The sequence below is a fragment of the Arthrobacter sp. 05N428_2 genome (assembly GCF_056397065.1).
Window position 1 is genome coordinate 78,780 of sequence record NZ_JBFTMR010000006.1, and the last position, 18,832, is coordinate 97,611.

19 protein-coding genes are annotated in these 18,832 nt (G+C 67.1%); 15 read left to right on the plus strand and 4 right to left on the minus strand.

The window, feature by feature from the left end; translation table 11 throughout:
* Positions 1 to 36: 36 nt before the first annotated feature.
* The 9 genes from ftsZ (at position 37) to dnaE (ending at position 10,087) form a co-directional block, all read left to right on the plus strand.
* Complete coding sequence (gene ftsZ, locus AC1DGI_RS08630; RefSeq protein WP_441402530.1) at positions 37 to 1,245, plus strand: cell division protein FtsZ; 1,209 nt, start codon at positions 37 to 39, stop codon at positions 1,243 to 1,245.
* Positions 1,246 to 1,372: 127 nt separating this feature from the next.
* Complete coding sequence (locus AC1DGI_RS08635) at positions 1,373 to 2,107, plus strand: purine nucleoside phosphorylase YfiH/LACC1 family protein (protein ID WP_476898474.1); 735 nt, start codon at positions 1,373 to 1,375, stop codon at positions 2,105 to 2,107.
* Positions 2,108 to 2,118: 11 nt separating this feature from the next.
* Entirely contained in the window at positions 2,119 to 2,850 is a 732-nt protein-coding gene (locus AC1DGI_RS08640) for a YggS family pyridoxal phosphate-dependent enzyme (RefSeq protein ID WP_476898588.1), read from the plus strand.
* A 114-nt stretch (positions 2,851 to 2,964) separates the two neighbouring features.
* Positions 2,965 to 3,495, plus strand: coding sequence for a cell division protein SepF (locus AC1DGI_RS08645; RefSeq protein WP_476898475.1), 531 nt, complete (start codon positions 2,965 to 2,967; stop codon positions 3,493 to 3,495).
* Between the two features lie 136 nt (positions 3,496 to 3,631).
* Positions 3,632 to 3,940, plus strand: a complete 309-nt coding sequence (locus tag AC1DGI_RS08650) for a YggT family protein (RefSeq protein WP_476898476.1) — start codon at positions 3,632 to 3,634, stop codon at positions 3,938 to 3,940.
* A gap of 148 nt (positions 3,941 to 4,088) precedes the next feature.
* Entirely contained in the window at positions 4,089 to 4,772 is a 684-nt protein-coding gene (locus tag AC1DGI_RS08655) for a DivIVA domain-containing protein (RefSeq protein WP_441403566.1), read from the plus strand.
* A gap of 88 nt (positions 4,773 to 4,860) precedes the next feature.
* On the plus strand, positions 4,861 to 5,529 hold the full coding sequence (gene lspA, locus AC1DGI_RS08660; RefSeq protein ID WP_476898477.1) for a signal peptidase II: 669 nt from the start codon (positions 4,861 to 4,863) through the stop codon (positions 5,527 to 5,529).
* Positions 5,522 to 6,478 carry an RluA family pseudouridine synthase gene (locus AC1DGI_RS08665; RefSeq protein ID WP_441403381.1) on the plus strand — a complete coding sequence of 319 codons (957 nt, stop codon included), beginning with the start codon at positions 5,522 to 5,524 and terminating at the stop codon, positions 6,476 to 6,478. Before lspA ends, AC1DGI_RS08665 begins: the two co-directional genes overlap by 8 nt.
* 51 nt (positions 6,479 to 6,529) lie before the next feature.
* Complete coding sequence (dnaE, locus tag AC1DGI_RS08670; protein ID WP_476898478.1) at positions 6,530 to 10,087, plus strand: DNA polymerase III subunit alpha; 3,558 nt, start codon at positions 6,530 to 6,532, stop codon at positions 10,085 to 10,087.
* A 37-nt stretch (positions 10,088 to 10,124) separates the two neighbouring features.
* On the opposite strand, the gene AC1DGI_RS08675 is transcribed toward dnaE, so the two are convergent.
* Entirely contained in the window at positions 10,125 to 10,583 is a 459-nt protein-coding gene (locus AC1DGI_RS08675) for a flavin reductase family protein (RefSeq protein ID WP_476898589.1), read from the minus strand.
* Positions 10,584 to 10,785: 202 nt separating this feature from the next.
* Between AC1DGI_RS08675 and AC1DGI_RS08680 the strand changes: the two genes are divergently transcribed.
* The 3 genes from AC1DGI_RS08680 (at position 10,786) to nrdR (ending at position 13,423) form a co-directional block, all read left to right on the plus strand.
* Positions 10,786 to 11,358 carry a hypothetical protein gene (locus AC1DGI_RS08680; protein ID WP_476898479.1) on the plus strand — a complete coding sequence of 191 codons (573 nt, stop codon included), beginning with the start codon at positions 10,786 to 10,788 and terminating at the stop codon, positions 11,356 to 11,358.
* Between the two features lie 41 nt (positions 11,359 to 11,399).
* The gene (gene hisD / locus AC1DGI_RS08685; protein WP_476898480.1) at positions 11,400 to 12,782 is read left to right on the plus strand and encodes a histidinol dehydrogenase; all 1,383 of its coding nucleotides are present in this window, start codon (positions 11,400 to 11,402) and stop codon (positions 12,780 to 12,782) included.
* Between the two features lie 149 nt (positions 12,783 to 12,931).
* Positions 12,932 to 13,423 carry a transcriptional regulator NrdR gene (gene nrdR, locus AC1DGI_RS08690; RefSeq protein WP_476898481.1) on the plus strand — a complete coding sequence of 164 codons (492 nt, stop codon included), beginning with the start codon at positions 12,932 to 12,934 and terminating at the stop codon, positions 13,421 to 13,423.
* Positions 13,424 to 13,561: 138 nt separating this feature from the next.
* On the opposite strand, the gene ppgK is transcribed toward nrdR, so the two are convergent.
* Both ppgK and map read right to left on the minus strand, forming a co-directional pair.
* Positions 13,562 to 14,365 (minus strand): polyphosphate--glucose phosphotransferase, encoded by an 804-nt coding sequence (gene ppgK, locus AC1DGI_RS08695; RefSeq protein ID WP_476898482.1) that lies wholly within the window; start codon positions 14,363 to 14,365, stop codon positions 13,562 to 13,564.
* Between the two features lie 52 nt (positions 14,366 to 14,417).
* A complete protein-coding gene (gene map / locus AC1DGI_RS08700) occupies positions 14,418 to 15,296 on the minus strand; it encodes a type I methionyl aminopeptidase (RefSeq protein WP_476898483.1) in 879 nt (292 codons plus the stop codon).
* Between the two features lie 115 nt (positions 15,297 to 15,411).
* On the opposite strand from map, the gene AC1DGI_RS08705 reads away from it, so the two are divergent.
* Both AC1DGI_RS08705 and AC1DGI_RS08710 read left to right on the plus strand, forming a co-directional pair.
* Positions 15,412 to 15,576 (plus strand): SPOR domain-containing protein, encoded by a 165-nt coding sequence (locus tag AC1DGI_RS08705; protein ID WP_441403253.1) that lies wholly within the window; start codon positions 15,412 to 15,414, stop codon positions 15,574 to 15,576.
* Positions 15,577 to 15,679: 103 nt separating this feature from the next.
* Positions 15,680 to 16,258, plus strand: coding sequence for a YceI family protein (locus AC1DGI_RS08710; protein WP_476898484.1), 579 nt, complete (start codon positions 15,680 to 15,682; stop codon positions 16,256 to 16,258).
* A 61-nt stretch (positions 16,259 to 16,319) separates the two neighbouring features.
* On the opposite strand, the gene panB is transcribed toward AC1DGI_RS08710, so the two are convergent.
* Positions 16,320 to 17,216: a 3-methyl-2-oxobutanoate hydroxymethyltransferase gene (gene panB / locus AC1DGI_RS08715; protein WP_476898485.1), complete on the minus strand. Its 897-nt coding sequence runs from the start codon at positions 17,214 to 17,216 to the stop codon at positions 16,320 to 16,322.
* Positions 17,217 to 17,487: 271 nt separating this feature from the next.
* Between panB and glnA the strand changes: the two genes are divergently transcribed.
* Positions 17,488 to 18,828, plus strand: coding sequence for a type I glutamate--ammonia ligase (glnA, locus tag AC1DGI_RS08720; protein ID WP_441403205.1), 1,341 nt, complete (start codon positions 17,488 to 17,490; stop codon positions 18,826 to 18,828).
* The last annotated feature ends 4 nt before the right edge of the window (positions 18,829 to 18,832 follow it).

The following is an 18,832-nucleotide window of genomic DNA, read 5'->3' on the forward strand; positions in this document are numbered from 1 at the left end:
AGTTTTCGCAATAAACACGAACAAGGGACACGTAACGTGGCAGCTCCGCAGAATTACTTGGCCGTCATCAAGGTCGTCGGCATCGGCGGCGGTGGCGTGAACGCAGTCAACCGCATGATCGAAGTCGGTCTTCGCGGCGTCGAATTTATCGCCATCAACACCGACGCGCAGGCGCTGTTGATGAGCGACGCCGACGTCAAGCTCGACGTCGGACGTGAGCTGACCCGCGGCCTTGGGGCCGGTGCGAATCCTGAGGTCGGCAAGCAGGCTGCGGAGGACCACGCCGACGAAATCGAAGAGGTCATCCGGGGCGCGGACATGGTCTTTGTCACCGCCGGCGAAGGCGGCGGCACCGGCACCGGCGGCGCCCCCGTCGTGGCCCGGATCGCCCGCTCGCTGGGCGCCCTGACCATCGGCGTCGTCACCCGCCCGTTCACTTTCGAGGGACGCCGGCGCGCCGGTTCCGCCGAAGCCGGCATCGACGCCCTGCGCGACGAAGTCGACACCCTGATCGTCATCCCGAACGACCGGCTGCTCTCGATCAGCGACCGCAACGTTTCGGTGCTGGATGCCTTCCGTTCCGCCGACCAGGTCCTGCTGTCCGGTGTCCAGGGCATCACCGACCTGATCACCACTCCGGGCCTGATCAACCTTGACTTCGCCGACGTCAAGTCCGTGATGCAGGGTGCGGGCTCCGCACTGATGGGCATCGGCTCGGCCCGCGGCGAAGACCGTGCGGTCAAGGCCGCCGAGTTGGCCATCGCCTCGCCGCTGCTGGAGGCGTCGATTGACGGCGCCCACGGTGTCCTGCTGTCCATCCAGGGCGGCTCGGACCTGGGTCTGTTCGAGATCAACGAGGCCGCCCGCCTCGTCCAGGAAGTCGCCCACCCCGAAGCCAACATCATCTTCGGCGCCGTGATTGACGACGCCCTCGGCGACGAGGCCCGCGTGACCGTGATCGCGGCCGGGTTCGACGACGTCAAGGCCACTTCGCCGTCGATGGACCAGTCGCTGCCCGCTCCGGCGCGGCCCGCCACCCCGGCGCCCGCCCAGGCTCCCGCCTCGGCGCCGGCCCAGCCGCAGCACGCCGGTGTCGGCGCTTCTGGGCTGAGCAACTGGGGTCAGCAGCGTTCGTCGGCATTGCCTGCCGACTCGGGCTTCGACGTCGACCTTCCCTCGGTGGTCGAGCCGGATCTGTCCGGACGCCATTCGGATGACCTGGACGTTCCCGACTTCCTGAAGTAGGCCGCGCGTCCGTTACCGCCAAAGCAGCATGGCACCGCCCGCGGGCGGTGCCATGCTGCTTTGGCGGGTTACGGTGATTGGTATGAAGATTTCAATGTTGCTGGTACTTGATGCGGCGGTGGGCTGAGTGTTTTCCTGGCGAGCCGAGGTGCGGCCCGGCGTGTGGGCGGCGTTCACGAACGTCGCGGCAGGCAACCTGGCGCTCCACGTCGGCGACGATCCGGCCGCGGTCCGCCGCCGCCGGGATGAACTTGAACAAACCGCCGGGCTCGGTTCCCGCCACTTCCGGTACATGAACCAGGTCCACGGCAACGCGGTGGCAGTCGTCGCCGCAGGCGCCGCCGACGCCGGCCGGGACGGCCCGGTGACGGCGCCGACCGCCGACGCCATGGTTTCGGCCGGGGAGCCGCTGGCGGTCATGGTGGCCGACTGCGTGCCGATCGTGCTGGTGGGGGAGCGCGCGGTCGCCGGCCGGGCTGCGCCGGTGCTGGGCGTCGTCCATGCGGGCCGGCCGGGCATGGCCGCCGGGGTGGTCCCGGCCGCCRTGGCGCGGATGCGTGCGCTCGGAGCCGAAGACCTCGCCGCCTGGGTCGGCCCGTCGATCTGCGGACACTGCTATGAGGTTCCCGAGGCCATGCGTGCGGAGGTGGCCGCGCTCGTTCCCGCGGCCTGGTGCACGACGTCGCACGGCACCCCCGGGCTGGACCTTCCCGCCGGGGTGCGGAGTCAGCTGGCGGCTGACGACGTCGCCGTCGAATATGCCGGCGGTTGCACCCGGGAGGATGCGGACCTGTTTTCGTACCGCCGCGACAACCGGACGGGCCGGTTCGCAGGGCTGGTTTGGACGGAGGAAGTCCAGTGACCGAGCCAGCCATGTGGGACGGCCGCGACGACGCGCGCCTCGCCGAGCTGCGCCGGCGGCTAGCCGCCGTCCGGCTCCGGATCGACGCCGCCACGGCCGGCGCCGGGCGGCAGGACGCCCCGCCGGAACTAATCGTGGTCACCAAGTTCCACCCCGCCGGCGACGTCGCGCGGCTGGCTTCGCTCGGCGTTGCGGACGTCGGCGAAAACCGGGACCAGGAAGCGGCGGACAAGGCTGCCCGGCTGGCAGGGCTGCGGCTCCGCTGGCACTTCATCGGCCAGCTGCAGAGCAACAAGGCCAAATCCGTGGTGAAGTACGCCCATGCGGTGCACTCGGTCGACCGGCCCCAGCTGGTCGCCGCCCTCGCCAAGGCGATGGCCGCCGAACATGAGCGCACCGGCCGCGAGGACCTCGAGTGCTTCATCCAGGTCAGCCTGGACGAGGACGCCGACGGGCGCCGCGGGGGCGCCCTGCCCGCCGCGGTCCCGGAACTGGGCGGACTGCTCGCCGCAGCCGCCGGTGTCCGGCTGGCCGGCGTTATGGCTGTGGCACCCTTGGGGGTGGCTCCGGACGCAGCGTTCGAGAAACTGGCCGGTATCTCCGCCCGACTCCGCGCCGAGTATCCGCAGGCCACAGCCATTTCGGCGGGGATGAGCCAGGACCTCGAAGCGGCGATCCTGTTCGGGGCGACACACCTTCGAATTGGTGCCGATATTCTCGGTCCGCGCCCGGCAGTGGGGTAGGTTCGTCGTATTGGAAGGTAATGGCGGGGATTCCAATTCAGTGATTCCGATGGAGTGACTCCAGAACTGTCAAGTCACTGAGCGGCCCGCATAGGACACGATTAGGAGTCGACCATGGCCGGCGCTCTGCGCAAGACAATGATCTATCTTGGGCTCGCCGATGGCGATGAACATTACGAGTCCGAGCATCACACACTGCACAAGGATGAGGACGATTCCATGGAGCACGACCGCGAGGAGCGCCGCGCACCGGCCCCTGTCCGCGAGGCACCCCAGGAAGATTCCTACGCCGCTGAAGAGGAATACCGCGCACCCGTGACACCCATCAAGCGAGCGGCGGCCAGCCGCGAAGAGACCACCGGACTGCGGCAGATCACGACGATCCACCCCCGGTCCTACAACGATGCCAAGCTCATCGGTGAGAGTTTCCGTGACGGCATCCCCGTCATCATGAACGTCACCGACATGGGCGAGGCCGATGCCAAGCGCCTCGTCGATTTCTCCGCAGGCCTCGTGTTCGGCCTGCGCGGCAGCATCGAACGGGTGACCAACAAGGTCTTCCTGCTATCGCCGTCGTACGTCGAAGTGATTGGTGACGACAAGAAGATCAGCGAGACGCAGGCCAGTTTCTTCAACCAGAGCTAGTCCACGATTGACGCACTGATGCCAGGCAGGGAGACCTGTCTGGCATCAGTGCTGAACAATCCGTGTTGGAATAGATGCGTAACCACTGTCAGGACACTGCGGTATCCCGAGCGAACAGAGAGATATAACTTAAGTCATGGGAATTGTTTTCGGACTGGCTTACGTTGCACTGCTGCTCTTCTTTGTTGCCCTGATCGTCCGCCTCATCTTCGACTGGGTGCAGATGTTCGCCCGCAGCTGGCGTCCGCGCGGCGCCGCGCTCGTCACCGCGCACGCCGTGTACTCCGTTACGGACAAGCCGCTCAAGCTGCTCGGCCGGATCCTGCCGCCGCTGCGGCTCGGCGGAATCTCGCTTGACTTGGCGTTCCTGGCGCTCTTCCTGGCCGTTTCGGTGGCCATGGGCATCGCCAGGTACTTTACCTTCGCGCAGCCCATCGCCGCGTAGCCGCGGCGGCGGACCTGGTCCGACGCCGAAAAGATTGAAACTCCGGTTTGACACTGCGGTGTTGAATTAGAGGAACCAGACCATATTTAGGTACCGTAGTTTTGACGGCCGGAAGGCCCCTGACTAACTAGACCAACGAGGTGACCAGATGGCTTTGACGCCAGAAGACGTTGTCAACAAGCGCTTTCAGCCGACCAAGTTCCGTGAAGGCTACGACCAGGACGAGGTTGATGACTTCCTGGATGAGATCGTCGTCGAACTGCGGCGCCTGAACCAGGAGAACGACGAGCTGCGCAAGAAGCTCGCCGAGTCCGGTTCCGGCACGGCTGCCAGCTCCGCTGCTGGCGCTCCCGTCGTGGAAAAGGTGCCTGCACCCGTCAAGGCCGAAAAGGACGACCGCGCCAAGGCAGAAACCGAGGCCAAGGCCGCCGAAGCCGCCAAGAAGAAGGAAGCCGAGCAGGCGCCGGCACCCGTTGCCGCCCCGGCCGCCCGTGTCGCTTCCACGCCGTCCGCCGAGTCCGCAGCAGGACTGCTGGCCATGGCGCAGCAGATGCACGACAAGCACGTGTCCGACGGCGAGCAGCAGCGCGACAAGATCATCGCTGAGGCGCAGATTGAAGCCAGCAGCCTCGTCAACGATGCGCAGGAAAAGTCCCGCAAGATCCTCGGCGCCCTCGAGCAGCAGCGTTCCGTGCTGGAGCGCAAGGTCGAGCAGTTGCGGGGCTTCGAGCGTGACTACCGTTCCCGCCTGAAGGCCTACATCGAAGGCCAGCTGCGTGACCTGGACGCCCGTGGTTCGGTGGCGGCCCCCGAGGTCGAAGCCAACAGCTAGGACGTTTAGCAAGTATTCTGAAAGCCGGTGGCTGAGGACTCCCTCGGCCACCGGCTTTTGCCTTAACCTGCTCCGGAACGAAAGCACTATGACTGACGCACCAACCCCAGACTCAGCCCAGCCCGCAGACTCCGCCCAGCCTTTGCCGGCCGCTGACGGCGCCGTGCGCAAGCCGCGGCGCGCCCTGCTGCTGTCCCTGTTCGCCGGGTTCGCGGTGTTCGCCTACGTGTTCGACCAGCTCACCAAGCTGTGGGTCACGGCCACCATGACTGAAGGCGAGCGGATCCCCGTACTGCCGCCGCTGCTGCACTGGTATTACATCCGCAACTCCGGCGCCGCGTTCTCGATCGGCGAAAACGTCACCTGGGTGTTCACCATCATCATGGCCGCCGTGTCGGTTGCGATCCTGCTGCAGCTGCGCCGGCTCGGCTCCGCCTGGTGGGCGCTGGCCCTCGGGCTGCTACTAGGCGGCGCGCTCGGGAACCTGACCGACCGGCTCTTCCGGGAGCCCTCGTTCGCGATGGGCCATGTGGTGGACTTCATCCAGCTGCCCAATTTCGCGATCTTCAACATCGCCGACTCGGCTGTGGTCTCCGCGGTGGTCATCATCTGCCTGCTCACCCTGCGCGGCCTAGGCCTGGACGGCTCGCGCCTGGGCAAGCGCCAGGACACGGCCGCCACCGGCCCGGCCGCGCCGGACCACGGTACCCGTGAGCACAAGGCGCCGGAACACAACGCCCGGGAGCACAATGTCTGAGCCCGGACCGGTGACGGCGCCGGAGCGCCGGCACTTTACCGTCCCCGACGAACTGGCGGGGGCCCGGGTCGACGCCGGGTTGGCGAAGCTGATGGGCATCTCCCGCTCACAGGCGGCCACGCTGATCGCTGAGGGCAACGTCAGCAGCCACGGCAAAGCCGTCGGGAAGTCGCTCAAGCTCAGCGCAGGCGCCGAGCTCGACGTCGTCGTGCCGGCCCGCCGGGATCCCTTGGAAGTCGTGGAGGAAGTCGTGGAAGGCCTGAAGATCCTGTTGGACGATGACGAGTTCGTCGTGGTCGACAAACCCGTCGGTGTGGCCGCGCACCCGTCGCCCGGCTGGGTCGGGCCGACAGTGGTAGGTGGCCTCGCCGGCGCCGGCTACCGGATTTCAACCTCGGGTTCGCCCGAACGCGCGGGCATTGTGCACCGGCTCGACGTCGGGACCTCCGGCGTCATGGTGGTGGCCAAGACCGAGAGAGCCTACACGGCGCTCAAGCGGGCCTTCAAGGAGCGCACCGTGGACAAGGTCTACCACGCCGTCGTCCAGGGCTTGCCCGACCCGCTGGCCGGTACCATCGACGCGCCGATCGGACGCCACCCCGGGCACGACTGGCGCTTCGCCGTGATCGAGGACGGCCGTGACTCCGTGACCCACTACGAGGTGCTGGAGGCCTTTGGCAAGGCCTCACTGGTGGAGGTGCACCTGGAAACCGGCCGCACCCACCAGATCCGGGTGCATTTCTCGGCACTCCGCCACCCCTGCGCCGGAGACCTGACCTACGGCGCGGATCCCCGGCTCGCCGCCACCCTGGGCCTCACGCGGCAGTGGTTGCATGCCCGGCAGCTTTCCTTCGACCACCCGCGGACGGGGGAGCGGGTCACCGTGACCAGCGAGTATCCGCAGGACCTGCAGTACGCCCTTGAGGTGCTGGAGTCCGGCCAGGCCTGACCGGCCGCGTGCCGGGCAGGAAGAGTCCGGGCCCGGCACTAGAATGGTTCGGTGACTTCCAGCAACAACTCGTTCGTCCATCTCCACAACCACACCGAGTACTCCATGTTGGACGGTGCGGCGCGACTCGGGGAACTCTTCGATGAGACCGAGCGGCTGGGCATGCCCGCGTTGGCCACCACTGACCATGGCTACCTCTTCGGGGCCTTCGACTTCTGGAAGCGCGCCACCGACAAGGGCATCAAGCCGATCATCGGCGTCGAAGCCTATGTCACGCCGGGAACCGCTCGCACCGACAAGAGCCGGGTCCGCTGGGGCGAGGAAAGCCAGCGCAAGGATGACATCTCCGGCGGCGGCGCCTACACCCACATGACGCTGCTGAGCTACAACAACGTCGGCATGCGGAACCTGTTCCGCGCCTCCTCGATCGCTTCCCTGGACTCTGTCTTCGGCAAGTGGCCGCGGCTGGACCGCGAATTGCTCAACACCTACTCCGAGGGCTTGATCGCCACCACCGGCTGCCCGTCCGGCGAAGTCCAGACCCGGCTCCGGCTCGGACAGTACCGGGAAGCCGTCGAGGCCGCGGCCGAGTTCCGCGACATCTTTGGGGCCGAGAATTACTTCTGCGAACTCATGGACCACGGCCTGGACATCGAACGGCGGGTCACCGGGGACCTGCTCCGGCTGGCCAAGGAACTGAACCTGCCGTTGGTGGCCACCAACGACCTGCACTACACGCACGAGCATGACGCCAAGGCGCACGAGGCCCTGCTGGCCATCCAGTCCGGCTCCACGCTGCTGGAACCCACCTACGACAACGGCGGCTCCCGCTTCGCTTTCTCCGGCAGCGGGTACTACCTGAAATCGCCGCAGGAAATGCGGGAACTCTTCCGGGACCACCCGGACGCCTGCGACAACACGCTGCTGATCGCCGAACGCTGCGAGGTCTCCTTCAACACCGGCGCCAACTACATGCCGCGGTTCCCCTGCCCGCCGGGCGAGGACGAGACCTCGTGGCTGGTCAAGGAGGTGGCCACCGGGCTTGCGTACCGCTACCCGGGCGGCGTGCCGGACAAGGTACGCACCCAGGCGGACTACGAACTGGGCGTCATCACCTCGATGGGGTTCCCCGGCTACTTCCTGGTGGTGGCGGACTTCATCAACTGGGCCAAGAACAACGGCATCCGGGTAGGTCCCGGCCGCGGCTCCGGCGCCGGTTCCATGGTCGCGTATGCGATGCGCATCACCGACCTGGACCCGCTGCACCACGGCCTGATCTTCGAACGCTTCCTGAACCCGGACCGCGTTTCCATGCCTGACTTCGACGTCGACTTCGATGACCGGCGACGCTCCGAAGTGATCGACTACGTGACGCGCAAGTACGGCGACGAGCGCGTCGCCATGATCGTCACCTACGGCACCATCAAGACCAAGCAGGCGCTCAAGGACTCCTCGCGCGTGCTGGGCTATCCGTTCAGCATGGGCGAACAGCTCACCAAGGCGCTGCCGCCGGCCGTGATGGCCAAGGACATCCCACTGGCGGACATCCAGAACAAGGACTCCAAGCGCTACAGCGAGGCTGCGGACTTCCGGCAACTGATCGCCACGGACCCGGAGGCGGCCAAAGTCTTCGAGACCGCCCTCGGCATCGAAGGCCTGAAACGGCAGTGGGGCGTCCACGCCGCCGGTGTCATCATGTCCTCGGACCCGATCATCGATGTCATCCCGGTCATGCGCCGTTTCCAGGACGGCCAGGTCATCACGCAGTTCGACTACCCGACCTCCGAGGGCCTCGGCCTGATCAAGATGGACTTCCTCGGCCTGCGGAACCTGACGATCATTTCCGACGCGCTGGAAAACATTAAGATGAACCGGGGCGTGGACCTGGACCTGGAGGCCCTGGCCCTCGACGACGCCGCCTCGTACGAACTGCTGGCCCGGGGCGACACCCTGGGCGTGTTCCAGCTCGACGGCGGTCCGATGCGTTCGCTGCTCAAGCTGATGAAGCCGGACAACTTCGAAGATATCTCCGCCGTGCTGGCCCTGTACCGGCCGGGCCCGATGGGCGCCAACGCCCACACCGACTACGCCCTGCGCAAGAACAAGATCCAGGAAGTCATCCCGATCCACCCCGAGCTCGAGGAACCCCTGAAGGAGATCCTGGGCGGGACCTACGGCCTGATCGTGTACCAGGAGCAGGTCATGGCGGTGGCGCAGAAGCTCGCCGGCTACTCCTTGGGCCAGGCCGACATCCTGCGACGGGCCATGGGCAAGAAGAAGAAGTCCGAGCTGGACAAACAGTTTGCCGGCTTCTCCCAGGGCATGCAGGACAACGGCTACTCCATGGAAGCGGTCAAGACGCTCTGGGACATCCTGCTGCCCTTCTCCGACTATGCCTTCAACAAGGCGCACTCGGCTGCGTACGGCGTGATTTCGTACTGGACCGCCTACCTGAAGGCGCACTACGCGCCGGAGTACATGGCCGCCCTGTTGACCTCGGTCGGAGACGACAAAGACAAGTCCGCGATCTACCTCAACGAGTGCCGGCGGATGGGCATCACAGTGCTTCCGCCGGACGTCAACGAGTCTGCTCTCAACTTCACCCCGGTCGGCAACGACATCCGCTTCGGCATGGGCGCCATCCGCAACGTCGGCGTCAACGTCGTCGACGCGATGGTGGCCGCACGCGAAAGCGAAGGCGCGTACACCTCCTTCAAGGACTACCTGATGAAGGTCCCCGCGGTCGTCTGCAACAAGCGGACCATCGAATCGCTGATCAAGGCCGGCGCGTTCGACTCGCTCGGACACCACCGCCGGGCCCTGGCCATGATCCACGAGGAGGCCATCGACTCGGTGATCACGCTCAAACGCAACGAGGCGATCGGACAGTTCGACCTGTTCGCCGGCATCGATGCCACCGAGTCGGAGTCCTCGCTAAGCATCGAGATCCCCGAGCTGCCCGAATGGGAAAAGAAGGACAAACTGTCCTTCGAACGCGACATGCTGGGACTCTATGTCTCGGACCACCCGCTGCAGGGCCTGGAGGGGCTGCTGTCCCAGCACGCGGACCAGTCCATCACCTCCGTGATCGCCGAGGACGGCCCGCACGACGGCGCCATCATCACCATCGCGGGGATGATCACCTCACTGAGCCGGCGGATCGCCAAGGCCAGCGGTAACGCCTACGCGCGCGCCGAGATCGAGGACCTCGGGGGCTCGGTGGAAGTGATGTTCTTCGGCCAGGTCTACGGACCGATCGCCTCGGTGCTGGCCGAAGACCTGATCGTCGTCATCAAGGGCCGGCTGCAGCGCCGGGACGACGGCGCGGTGGCCGTCAACTGCATGGAACTCTCGGTACCGGACCTCAGCGAAGGCCTCGACGGGCCGCTGGTGATCACCATGCCGACGCACAAAGCCACCGAAGCCGTGGTGAACGAACTCGGTGAGGTGCTCAAGACCCACCGCGGCAGGTCGGAGGTGCGGCTGCACCTGCACGGTGATTCCCGGGTGGAGGTGATGGGGCTGCCCGTGCATCTGCGCGTCAACCCCAGCCCGTCCCTGTTTGGCGACCTCAAGGTGCTGCTCGGCCCCACCTGCCTGGACAGCTGATGGGCAGGCCGGCCGGCCTGCCCGGGTCTGCGCCGGCCTAGATTTCGTAGTCGAGCGGCGCCGGCTGGCTGTAGCTGCCCCCGTGGTACAGCAACGGCACGCCGTCGCCGCCGATTGCGCCGTCGACCACCTCGACGACCACCACGGCGTTGTTCTCGAAGGAGAGCCGCATCTGGATTTTGCCGATCAGCCAGCCTGAGACGTCCTTGAGGATCGGCACCTCGTGCGGGCCGAGCTCCCAGTGGTCGCCCCCGAACCGGTCGCGGGTGCGGGCGAACCGGTCCGCGAGGCCCTGGTTCTCCAGCCCGAGCATGTGCGCCCCGACGTACGCCGAGTTGGCCACCGCGGGCCAGGAGCTGGAGGTGCGGGCCATGTTGAATGTGAAGCGCGGCGGCTTGGCCGAAAGGGACGCCACCGAGGTGGCGGTGAAACCGTAGGGGACGCCGTCGTAGTTCGCCGTGATAATGGCGACGCCGGCGGCGTGCCGGCGGAACATCTCCCTGAACGTTCCTTCGAAGGCTTCTTCGGCTGCCACTGGTTCATCTCCCTGTTGTTCGTGCGACTGGTACTTCCTGCCAGCGTATTCCGGCGAAGCCCCGCCCGCGGCATTCGGCCGGCACTATCCGGCATCCGGACGTCACGTGGCGGCCGGCCCCGTCATGACCGGCAGCGCCGGATCCTTTGTTAAGGTTTGTTGCATGACACAACCCGCGGCGCCCCTTCCCGTTGACCAGCACGACGGCGGCCCGGGGCACGCCGGACCCGCCCGGCCCGGCCGTACTGCACGGTGGAAGGGACCCGCCGCGATCGTGGCGGCAGGTCTTCCGGCGGGCCTGCTGTGGTGGCTCCTGGCGCCCACCGGGCTCAACCTCATCACCCGCGACCCCGCCCTGGCCGCCGGCAGCAACCCCGCGACCTGGCTTCCCCGGGATCTGGTCCTGGCCGGCTTGTTCCTCCTGGCGGGCTGCCTGTCCGGCGTCTTCACCGCCGGCAACCGGCCCGCCCGGCTGACAACCGCGACAGTGGTCCTCGCCGTCGCCGCTGGCGCCGCGGGCGCGCTCCTGGCGTGCGGAACCGGAGTGCTTGCCGGCAGCTGGTGGAGCCCCGCGCCGGATGCCCACGGCGCCGCCGGGATCGCATTCTCGCTGCGGGCCTACCCGATACTCCTGGTCTGGCCCGCCGCCACCGCCCTGTCAATCTTCCTGGCCACCGTCTTCAGCCGGCCGGAGCCCGAGCAGGGGCCGGGCGCGCCTGAGGAACGGCTCCCGTAACAGCGTCCGGCCCCGGCACCGCCGACGCGTAAAATGGACGCGTGACCCCAACTGCTGACAACCCCGCACCCTCCGCCCTCACTTTCCGCACCGTGGACCTGCGCGGGCACCGGCTGTCCCTCGCCGGGCTCCGCGCCGCCGTCCCGCGGGCACAGCACGACACCCTGGCGGACGCCGAGCAGAAGGTCCTGGATATCATTTCGGCGGTCCGCGCACGGGGCTTTGCGGCGCTGAGCGAGTTGGCGTTGAAGTTCGACGGCGTCGAACAGACCCGCCCGCGCGTTCCCGCCGAGGCCCTCACGGCGGCGCTGGACGGGCTGGACCCGGCCGTGCGCGCCGCCCTCGAGGAATCGATCCGCCGGGCCCGCCGCTTTGCCGACGCGCAGCGCCCGGCCGATACCGACGTCGAACTAGGTGAAGGCGCCGTAGTCAGCCAGAACTGGGTCCCGGTTGCCCGCGTCGGGCTCTACGTCCCCGGCGGACTGGCGGTCTACCCCTCCTCGGTCATCATGAACGTGGTCCCGGCGCTGGCAGCGGGCGTCCAGTCGATTGCCCTGGCCTCACCGCCGCAAAAAGACTTCGGCGGCCTGCCGCACCCCACCATCCTGGCGGCCGCGTGCCTGCTCGGCATCGACGAGGTCTACGCAATCGGCGGCGCCCAGGCTATAGCCGCGTTCGCCTACGGCATCGGCCCGGCGGACGGGGCCGCACCCGGCACGGCCGCCGGCATCGACCCGGTCGACGTCGTCACCGGGCCCGGCAACATCTTCGTGGCCACCGCCAAGCGGCTCGTCAAGGGTGTGGTCGGGATCGACTCGGAGGCGGGCACCACCGAGATCGCGATCCTGGCCGACGCCACGGCGCGGCCGGAACTCGTCGCCGCCGACCTCGTCAGCCAGGCCGAGCACGACCCTAAGGCCGCGTCGGTGCTGATCACCGATTCCGAGGAACTCGCGGCCGCCGTCCGCGGCGAACTCGACGCCCTGGCCGCCGCGACCAAACACGGCGCCCGGGTCCGGGAAGCCCTGTCCGGCCCGCAGTCCGGCGTTGTCCTGGTCGACGACCTCGAACAAGGCATCGCCGCCTGCGACGCGTACGCCGCCGAACACCTCGAAATCATGACGGCCGACGCCGCCGCCGTGGCCGCCAGGATCCGGAACGCCGGCGCGATCTTCGTGGGGGACTACAGCCCGGTCAGCCTCGGGGACTACTGCGCCGGGTCCAACCACGTGTTGCCCACCAGCGGAACCGCTGCGTTCTCCTCGGGGTTGAACGTGACTACGTTCCTGCGCGCCATCCAGGTGATCAACTACAGCAGGGCGGCGCTGGCGGAGGTCAGCGGACACATCGTCAGCCTCTCCCGGGCGGAAGACCTGCCGGCGCACGGCGAGGCGGTCACTGCCCGGTTCCCAGCAGGCGGCTGACGCCGGCAGCCGGCGCAGCAAACCACTACATGTAGTAATTACAGGCTTGTTATTCAGCAACATCTAGTCGTAAACTGGTCCCGGAAGCACCATCCGCGGTGCTCAAGCTCGTTCAAGAGTGTCCAGGTTGCGGCAGGGGAGGAATCGACGTGTATTGCCCGTTCTGCCGTAATCCTGATTCGCGCGTGGTGGACAGCCGCATCGCCGACGACGGCTCCGCCATCCGGCGCCGCCGGCAGTGCCCCGGATGCGGACGCCGCTTCACCACGGTGGAAACCACCAGCCTGACCGTCATCAAGCGCTCCGGCGTCGGCGAACCGTTCAGCCGCAGCAAGGTCATCAACGGCGTGCGGAAGGCCTGCCAGGGCCGTCCAGTCACCGAGGACGACCTCGCCATGCTGGCGCAGGAGGTCGAGGAGACCATCCGGGCCTCCGGCGCCGCCGAAATCGAAGCCCATGAGGTGGGCCTGGCCATCCTCAACCCCTTGCAGCGCCTCGACGAGGTCGCCTACCTCCGGTTCGCGAGCGTGTACCAGGCCTTCGAATCGCTGGAAGACTTCGAGTCGGCGATCGCCCTGCTCCGCCACGAGGCCGAGTCCAAGGGACTCGAAGGCAAGAGCCCGCAGAAGAGCCAGCTCTAGGCTCACTCAAGTTCCGGTGGTGGCAGCGGAGGGGAAGCCGCGGCCACCACCGGCTCCAACCCAACTGACTCGCAGTAGTTGTCGTTTTGATCTCTCAGAACGACAACTAGTGCGAGTTAGTTGGGTTAAGCCTCGGTGCTACTTGGCCAGCTTGTGCGTGAGGGCCACCTCGATCGCCGCACCCACGATGCCCGCGTCGTTCTTCAGTTCGGCCGGGACGATCGGCGTCCGCAGCGACATGTGCGGCAGGAACTCGTCGGCGCGCTTGGAAATGCCGCCGCCCACGATGAACAGTTCCGGGGAGAACAGGAACTCGACGTGGGAGAAGTAGCGTTGCAGCAGCACGCTGTATTCGGTCCAGCTCAGGCCGTCGCGTTCACGGGCGACGGCGGAGGCCTTGCTCTCGGCGTCGAAGCCGTCAATTTCCAGGTGGCCCAGTTCGGCGTTAGGGACGAGTTTGCCGTTGAAGATGAACGCCGAACCGATGCCGGTGCCGAGGGTGATGACCAGGACGGTGCCGTGGACGCCTTCGCCGGCTCCGTAGCGCGCCTCGGCCAGGCCGGCGGCATCGGCGTCGTTGATGACCTCCACGGGACGGCCCAGGCGGGCCGTCAGCAGCGCGTCGATGTCCAGGTTCAGCCAGGAGTGGTCCACGTTGGCTGTGGAGTGGACGACGCCGTGCTGGATGATCCCGGGGAAGGTCACGCCCACCGGGGAATCCGACGGCGGGGCGTCGGGACGCTTGGACAGCTCCGCGACGACCTGCGCCACGACGCCGGCCACGGCCTCAGGGGTGGACGGCTGTGGGGTGGGCACGCGGACCCGGTCGCCCACCAGTTTGCCCTTCTTGAGGTCGACGATTCCGCCTTTGATCCCGGTGCCACCGATGTCGATGCCGATCAGCGGGGCGTTCTTCTTCGTCTTCTCGTCCTTGTTGGCCAATGGGGTTCCGTTCGTGGCAGGGGCGGGTGGCGCTTCGGGCGGTGTTGCGAAATCAGGGGAGGGTGAGGACCTCGGCGCCGGTCTCCGTGACCAGCAGGGTGTGCTCGAACTGGGCGGTCCGCCTGCGGTCGCGCGTCACGACCGTCCAATCGTCGGCCCACATGTCCCAGTCGACCGTGCCGAGCGTGAGCATGGGTTCGATGGTGAAGACCATGCCGGGTTCCATCACGGTGTTGTAAGCCGGGGCTGCGTCGTAGTGCGGGATGATCAGCCCGGTGTGGAAGGCCTCGCCGACGCCGTGGCCGGTGAAGTCCCGGACAACGCCATAGCCGAAGCGCTTGGCATAGGACTCGATGGTCCGGCCGATCACATTGATTTCGCGGCCCGGTGCCACCGCCCGGATGGCGCGGCGCAGGGACTCCGCGGTGCGTTCGACCAGGAGCCGTGACTCCTCGTCGACGTCGCCCACGAGGAAGGTGTAGTTGGTGTCGCCGTGCACGCCGCCGATGAACGCCGTGATGTCGATGTTGAGGATGTCGCCGTCCTGGACCACAGTGCTGTCCGGAATGCCGTGGCAGATCACTTCGTTGAGTGAGGAGCACAGGGACTTGGGAAAGCCGCGGTAGCCGAGGGTGGAGGGGTACGCCTTGTGGTCCAGCAGGAACTCGTGTCCCACCTTGTCCAGCTGGTCGGTGGTGACGCCGGGAACGATGTGCTTTCCCACCTCCACAATGGCCTGGGCGGCGATCCGCGAGGCGATCCGGATCTTCTCGATGGTCTCGGCGCACTTGACCTCGGAGCCGGTGAACTTGGCCGGAGCGGGCCTGCCGACGTACTCGGGGCGCGGAATGGACGCCGGCACGGCAAGCTGGGGGCTCACAGCTCCCGGGACAAGGGTGCCAATGGGTGCAGTCGAGGTAAGAGAAGGCATACATTGATTCTATAAGCCCCCGGGCAAAGCCTGGGGAATACGGCGCCCGGGGGAATGTAGGGCCGGGACAAGAGAAACCGCAAAAGGCAGCAGCAGGAACCGCGAAGGAGAGCCGATGACCGAGTACTGGTACAACGTCAACACCCATGAGATCGAGGAAGACGCGATGTCCGACTGGAGCCAGCTGATCGGCCCCTACAAAACCCGCGAGGAGGCCGAACACGCGCTCGAGAAGGTCAAGGCCCGCAACGAGGCCTGGGACAAGGGCGACGACGACTAGGATGCAGCCCGGCCGCGCACTGTCCAAAGCGGTCTTCCGTGGGCAAGAATGACTTTACCTACATCCGAATACCGGCTCCACCGGTAGTGCAAGGAGGCACAAGATGGCCGAACTCAGCCCCGAATATGCAGGACAGTGGCGGTTCGACCCGGCCCACACGCGCATCGGTTTTTCGACCCGGCACGCAATGGTCACCAAGGTCCGCGGAGCTTTCAACGACGTCGACGGCTTCATTACCGTGGACGCGGAGAACCCGGAACGCTCGAAGGTCGAGCTGACCGTCAAGGTCGCGAGCATCGACACCCGCAACGCGGACCGCGACCAGCATCTGCGGACCAACGATTTCTTTGACGCCCCCCGGTTTCCGGAGATCACCTTCGTGAGCAGCCGGGTGGACCAGGTGGACCAAGGCCACTTCATCGTCAGCGGCGACGTGACGATTAAGGGCATCACGAAAGAAATTTCGATTCCGATCGACTTCATCGGCGTCGAACGGGATCCCACGGGCACCCTGCGAGCGGGCTTTGAAGGGTCCCGGCGTATCGACCGCCAGGATTTCGGGCTCAAGTGGAATACCGCCCTGGATTCCGGCGGGGTGCTGGTATCGGACAAGGTCACGCTGGAGTTTGAGGTGTCCGCCATCAAGGTCGACGACGCCGCCGCCGAGCCCGCCGCAGGCTGAGGCCGCAGCGAACACGGGCACGCTGAAGACACCCGAGGCGGCCACGCAGGCCTAGGCAGGCCTAGAAGGAGTGCTCCGGGCCGGGGAACTGGCCCGAGCGCACGTCCTCGCCGTAGGCTTTCGCGGCGTCCGCCAGGGCGGTCCGCAGGTCCGCGTACCGCTTGACGAACTTGGCCATCTTCCCGCCGCGCAGCCCGGCCATGTCCTGCCACACCAGCACCTGGCCGGTGGTGGCGTTGCCGGCCCCGATGCCGATGGTGGGGACCTCGACGGCGGCGTCCACGGCGGCCGCCGCTGCCGCCGGAACCATTTCCATCAGCACGCAAAACGCCCCGGCTTCGGTCAGCGCCACGGCGTCGTCGATGAGGCCCTGCGCGTCGTCGCCGCGGCCTTGGACGCGGTAGCCGCCGAGGGAGTGCTCGCTCTGCGGCGTGAAGCCGATGTGCGCCATCACGGGGATGCCGGCCTGCACCATCGCCCGGACGGTGTCGGCGTAAAACCTGCCGCCTTCCATCTTCACCGCGTGGGCGAGTCCCTCCTTGAGGAACCGCACACCGGTGGCGACCGCCTGCTCGGCCGAGACCTCGTAGCTGCCGAAGGGCAGGTCGGCCACCACCAGGGCGCGCCGCGCGGAGCGGGCGACGGCCCGGCATAACGGAATCAGCTCATCCACGGTGACGGGCAGGCTGGTTTCGTTGCCGAAGACGTTGTTCGAGGCGGAATCTCCCACCAGCAGCACCTCGATGCCGGCCTGGTCGAAGATCTCGGCACTGTACTGGTCATAGGCTGTGAGCATGGCGAAGTGTTCACCGTTGCGCTTCGCCTCGCGCAGGTGGTGCGTGCGGATCCGGGCCGCGGGCTTGGCGGCCGCTGCCGGCACGGCCGGGGACGGGCCGGCACCGTAGGGTGCGGCGAGTTCTGCGGACATGCGGGATTCTGGGCTATCGCTGGGGGCCATGCCACGAGCGTACTGGGAGATCCCGTGTCCCAGCCACCACGGCGGGGCAAGCCGCTGAAAACCTGTCACAAAGCGGGGCGCCGAGGCGGGTTGGCGGCGCGCCGACTTGTTGCCACGGGATGCCGGGGGGCCGCAGCCGCGGTGCAGGGACGCCCGTCCAGCAATCGCCGGGAATGCTTAGTAGAGTGATTCGTGAGCAGCCGCGTGACGGCCCCGACGTGGAGTCGGGCCAGGTCCGGGGCACGGATCCCACCCGGAAAGAGGCAGCACCATGGACCGCCAGCAAGAGTTTGTCCTGCGGACGATCGAAGAGCGCGACGTGCGCTTCGTGCGCCTCTGGTTCACCGACGTCGTGGGGTCCCTCAAGTCCGTGGCGTTGGCGCCGGCAGAGGTCGAGGGCGCTTTCGAAGAGGGCCTAGGCTTCGACGGCTCCGCCATTGAAGGGCTCGCCCGCGTTTTCGAATCCGACATGCTGGCGCAGCCGGACCCGGCCACCTTCCAGATCCTGCCCTGGCGCGGCGAGACGGAAGCGACGTCCCGGATGTTCTGCGACATCCTGACGCCCGACGGCGAACCTTCCGCGGCGGACCCGCGCAACGTCCTTAAACGCAACCTCGCCCGGGCCGCGGACCTCGGCTTCACCTGCTACACGCACCCGGAGATCGAGTTCTACCTGCTCAAATCCCAGGAACCCGGCCCGGACGGTGCACCGGTTCCGGTGGACGAGGGCGGCTACTTCGACCACGTGCCCGGCGGCGTGGCGCAGGACTTCCGCCGCACGGCCGTGACCATGCTGGAATCCGTGGGCATCTCGGTGGAGTTCAGCCACCACGAGGCCGGACCGGGCCAGAACGAGATCGACCTGCGCTACGCCGATGCCCTGCAGACCGCGGACAACATCATGACCTTCCGCACCGTGATCAAGGAGGTCGCCCTGCAGCAGGGCACCTACGCCACGTTCATGCCCAAGCCGTTCACGGCGCACCCGGGCTCCGGCATGCACACCCACTTTTCCTTGTTCGAAGGCGACACCAACGCCTTCTATGAGGCCGGCGCGGAGTTCCAGCTCTCCGAAACGGCCCGGCAGTTCATCGCCGGGATCCTCAAGCACGCCCCCGAATTCACGGCCGTGACCAACCAGTTCGTGAACTCGTACAAGCGGCTCTGGGGCGGGGGAGAGGCACCCAGCTACCTGAGCTGGGGTCACAACAACCGCTCGGCCCTGGTCCGGGTGCCGCTGTACAAGCCGGGCAAGGGCCAGTCGGCGCGGATCGAATACCGCGGCATCGACTCCGCCGCCAACCCGTACCTCGCCTACGCGGTGCTGCTCGGCGCCGGCCTGAAGGGCATCGAGGAGGGCTACCAGCTGCCGGCCGCCGCCGAGGACGACATCTGGTCGCTCAGCTCGGCCGAGCGCCGCGCGATGGGCCACGATCCGCTGCCGGCCAGCCTGCACGACGCGATCCGGACCATGGAAGAATCCGAGCTCATGCCGCAGATCCTGGGCGAGCAGGTCTTCGAGCACTTCCTGCGCAACAAGCGCGCGGAGTGGCAGGACTACCGCCTGCAGGTGACGCCCTACGAGCTGCGGCGCAACCTGGCCATCCTCTAGGACG